The organism is Xanthomonas sp. SHU 308, from assembly GCF_000364645.1.
In the GTDB taxonomy this organism is placed as follows: Bacteria; Pseudomonadota; Gammaproteobacteria; order Xanthomonadales; family Xanthomonadaceae; genus Xanthomonas_A; species Xanthomonas_A sontii.
Map to the genome: position 1 here is coordinate 1 of NZ_AQOK01000283.1, position 4,605 is coordinate 4,605.

Consider the following 4,605-nt stretch of genomic DNA (forward strand, 5'->3'; position numbering starts at 1 on the left):
GCAACGGCGCACGCGCCTGGGGCACCCACAGCGTGGCCATGGGCCCCAGCGCGTTCGCCCAGAACGACGACGGCACCGCGGTCGGCCCGGCCGCGTTTGCCGGCGGCGTCGGCTCCACCGCGCTCGGCAACCGCTCCTGGGCCGGCGGCACCCGCAGCCTGGCCCTGGGCGGGGGAATGGTGTGGAACGGCAACTTCTTCCTCGATACGCCGGTGCTGTTCTACGACAGCATCGCCATCGGCACCAAGTCCGATGTGTTCGGCGACCAGTCGATCGCGATCGGCCCCGGCGCGCGGGTCGGCAACTCGCAGTTCGTCAACGACAAGCAGACCATCACCAACAACAGCGTGGCGCTGGGCGCCGGTTCGGTCGCCGAACGCGACAACACCGTGTCCATCGGCGCAGCGGGCGCCGAGCGCCAGCTCACCAACCTGGCCGCCGGCACCATGGATACCGACGCGGTCAACCTGGCGCAGCTGCGCAACGTCGCCGCCGCGTTCGGCGCCGGCAGCGTGGTCGACGCCAACGGCAACCTGATCGGCGGCAATTACCTGGTGCAGGGCACGCACTACACCGACCTGGGGTCGGCGATGGGCGCGCTCGACACCGCCCTCACCGGCTTCGGCAACCGCCTGAACACCATCGGAGGTTCCGGCGGCATCAGCGTCGGCGGCGGCGACGGTGCGGCAAGCGCGCCGAGCACCGGCGCCGGCACCAATGCCGTGGCCGTGGGTTCCGGGGCCACCGCCAACGGCAACAACGGCCTGGCGATGGGCGCGCAGTCGCTGGCCTATGGCCCCAACGACACCGCCATCGGCGGCAACGCCACGGTCAATGCCGACGGCAGCACCGCGGTCGGCGCCAACGCCCGTGTCGCCGCGGTGGCGACCAACGCGGTCGCGCTCGGCGAGAGCGCCAATGCCTCGGCCGCCTCGGCCACCGCGCTCGGCCAGGGCGCCTCGGCCAGCGCCGCCAATTCGGTGGCGCTGGGCCAGGGCTCGGTCGCCAACCGCGCCAACACGGTCTCGGTGGGCAGCGCCGGCAACGAACGCCAGGTCGCCAACGTCGCCGCCGGCAGCGCCGACACCGACGCGGTCAATGTGGCGCAGATGCGCGCCGGCAACAGCGCCACCCTGAGCAGCGCCAACGCCTACACCAACACCCGTATCACCGCGCTGGACGACAGCTTCAACCAGTTGCGCACCGACACCGAGCATCGCCTCGACGGCATGGACCGGCGCATGGACCGGCTCGGCGCGATGAGCGCGGCGATGCTCAACATGGCGGTCAACGCCGCCGGCACGCAGAGCCCGCGCGGGCGCGTGTCGGTCGGCGCCGGCTTCCAGGGCGGGCAGCAGGCGCTGTCGGTCGGCTACGCCCGCAAGATCGGCGCGCGCGCCTCGTTCAGCCTGGGCGGCGCCTTCAGCAGCGGCGAGTCCTCGGCCGGCATCGGCGTGGGCATCGATCTGTGACGTCGCGCGGCGCCGCGCGCGCCGCCGTTTTCTTCTTCTCACCTCTCTTTCCAGGATCCGCAGATGATGTCTTCCAATACGCTCGCCGCTGCCCTCGCCGCCGTCCTGTTCGCCGGTGGCGCGCAGGCGGCCTCCCCCACCATCGGCCTGGGCGGTGTGCAAGGTCCGGTGCCGCAATCGGCCAGCGCCAACGACCTGGGCCAGCGCTTCATCGTCAAGACCCGTGACGGCGGCAGCCAGGCGCGCAGCCTGCTGGCCAGCACCCTCAGCAGCGCGGTGGCGCGCAGCGGCATGCAGCGCGCGCAGATCGGCAGCAACGGCCTGACGCTGCGCAGCGCCGTCAGCGCCAAGGTGCTGCGCGACATGGCGGTGCCGGGCTGGCATGTGGTGCAGACCTCGCGCCACCTCAGCGACAGCGAGCGCACCGCCTTCATCAACGAGCTGAAGGCCGATCCGTCGGTGGTGTCGGTGCAGGTCGATCGGCTGTACCGGCGCCTGGACGAGGCCAGCGTGCGCCTGCCGGCCGCCATCGCGGCCGCCGCCTCCACCACCCCCAACGATCCGGCCTACGCCAAGCTGCAGTGGAACTTCCACGACCCGGTCGGCGGGGTCAACGCCGAGCAGGGCTGGACCCGCTCCACCGGCAAGGGCGTGGTGGTGGCGGTGGTCGATACCGGCGTGGTCAAGGACAACCCGGATCTGGCCGCCAACGTGCTGCCCGGCTACGACATGATCACAGACCACCGCGTCTCGCGCCGCGACACGGACGGTCGCGTGGCCGGCGGCTACGACCTGGGCGACTGGGTGGAAGCAGACTACTGCACCGCGCTGGGCGCGTCCGGCAATGCGCCGGCGCCGAGTTCGTGGCACGGCAGCCATGTCTCCGGCACCATCGCCCAGGTCACCAACAACAACCTGGCCACGGCCGGCCTGGCCTACGACGCCAAGATCGTGCCGGTGCGCGTGCTCGGCTCCTGCGGCGGCTTCGGCAGCGACATCGCCGACGGCATGCTGTGGGCCGCGGGCCTGCCGGTGGCCGGCCTGCCGACCAACCCGAACCCGGCCGAGGTGATCAACATGAGCCTGGGCAGCGGCGCGCCGGACACCTGCCCGCAGATCTACCAGGACGCGATCGACCAGATCAACGCCAAGGGCACGATCATCGTGGTCGCCGCCGGCAACTCCAACGCCAATGCCGCCACGTACACCATGTCCTCCTGCAACGGCGTGATCAGCGTCGGCGCCTCGCGAGTGAACGGCGGCCGCGCCAGCTACTCCAACTACGGCACGCGCGTGGACATCGCCGCGCCGGGCGGTGGCGGCGACGTCGACGGCAACCCGAACGGCTACATCTTCCAGGTGATCAACGGCGGCACCCAGAGCCCGACCGGCGACTGGCAGATCGGCGGCATGGCCGGCACCTCGATGGCCTCCCCGCACGTGGCCGCGGCGGTGGCGATGGTGCAGAGCGTGGCCAAGACGCCCTTCAGCTGGACCGGCATGCGCGACCTGCTGCGCGCCAGCGCGCGGCCGTTCCCGGTGGCGATCCCCACCAGCACGCCGATCGGCGCCGGCATCCTGGACGTGGACATGCTGCTGCAGATGGCCACCACCCCGCCGTGCGATCCGTCCGACAGCAGCTGCGTGCCGCCGACCAAGACCCTGGTCAACAAGGTGGAGATGCGCGGCATCGGCAGCCAGGGCGGCGATGCGCTGTACAGCTTCCAGGCCGCGGCCGGCACGGTGGTCAGCTTCATGACCTTCGGCGGCACCGGCAACGTGGCGATGTACGTGTCGGCGGGCAAGACGCCGACCAGCAGCAGCTACGACGCGCGTTCCACCCGTGCCGGCACCACCCAGGCGGTGCGCCTCACCCCGTCCAGCGCCACGACCTACTACGTGCGCCTGAGCGGCAGCTACAGCGGCCTGACCCTGGTCGGGCGGCAGTAACGCCCGATCGCGCGGCGGCGCCGTTCGCCGCCGCGCCACGTGCGCGGGAGGAGAACCTCCCGCAGCGGTTCCGAAAGCAGCGACGTGCCGACCATGACGCAGTTCGCCCGCCTTCCGGCGGGCATTTTTTTTGCTGGATGGCGCACGGCGGTGCGGCGCGAGACCGCAAGCCCCTCTCCCACCGGGAGAGGGGTTGGGGTGAGGGTGCGGCACGAGGCGCGGTGCAATGGGCGAGGCGGCGCCCGACCCTCATCCGGCCCTCCGGGCCACCTTCTCCCGGTGGGAGAAGGAAAAGCGCTAGCGGCTTTCGCGCAGGAACCGCGCCATCGACGACACTCCCGGCAGCGCCGGTTGGAACTGCCCGGCGACGTCGACGAAGCCGCGCATCACCGCGATCTCGCGCGGGGTGCGGTTCAAGGTATCGCGCAGTTCCGGATCGGCACCGGCGCGCAGCAGGCGCTGCACCAGCAGCGGCAGGCCGTGCAGCGCGGCCAGGTGCAGCGGGCCGAAGCCGCGCGGATCCTGCACCTCCAGGCTGACCTCCTCGTCGAGCAGGCGCTCGACGCCGGCCAGCACCACCGGCTCCTCGCAGGCTGTGCCCGGTTCGGCGCGCGCACCCAGCAGCAACAGCAACGGCGTGACCCCGCCGGCGGAACCGCGGTCGGCCTCGGCGCCGGCCAGCAGCAGCGTGTCCAGCAGCGCCAGCAGGCGCGACTTGTCGCGCGCGGTGAAGCCGTACAGCGCGGCGCAGTGCAGCGGGGCCAGTTGCTGGGCGTCGCCGGCATGCACGTCGGCACCGGCGGCCAGCAGCCGCGCGGCGATGTCCGGCAGACCCAGTGCGCAGGCCAGCATCAGCACGGTGACCCCGCCCGGCAGGCGGTGTTCGATCTGCGCGCCGGCCTGCAGCAATGCCGCGACGATCTCGGTCTGGCGCATGCTGACCGCCGCCGACAGCGGCGTGGCGCCGCTGGCCGCGGCGTGCTGCAGATCGGCGCCGCGCGACAGCAACAGTTTCACCGCCTCGGCATGACCACCGCCGGCGGCGCGCAGCAACGCGGTGCAGCCCTGCGCGTCCACCGCATCCACCGGCAGGCCGAGGTCGATCAGGCGGCGGATCGCCTCGGCGTCGCCGACCATCGCCGCGGCCGGCACGTCGGCCTCGCGCAGCGGGCGCCGCGGCAGA

The 4,605-nt window shown here is 72.4% G+C and carries 3 protein-coding genes; 2 read left to right on the forward strand and 1 reads right to left on the reverse strand.

Translation table 11 applies throughout. From position 1 onward, the window contains the following. Both D588_RS0110355 and D588_RS0110360 read left to right on the forward strand, forming a co-directional pair. Nucleotides 1-1,472 (forward strand): YadA-like family protein (locus D588_RS0110355; protein WP_017915917.1); only part of this gene is annotated, 1,472 nt, incomplete at its 5' end. Nucleotides 1,473-1,535: 63 nt separating this feature from the next. Then, nucleotides 1,536-3,422 (forward strand): S8 family serine peptidase, encoded by a 1,887-nt coding sequence (locus tag D588_RS0110360; protein ID WP_017915918.1) that lies wholly within the window; start codon nucleotides 1,536-1,538, stop codon nucleotides 3,420-3,422. A 297-nt stretch (nucleotides 3,423-3,719) separates the two neighbouring features. On the opposite strand, the gene D588_RS0110365 is transcribed toward D588_RS0110360, so the two are convergent. Continuing rightward, the coding region (locus D588_RS0110365) for an ankyrin repeat domain-containing protein (protein ID WP_017915919.1) at nucleotides 3,720-4,605 on the reverse strand (886 nt) is incomplete at its 5' end.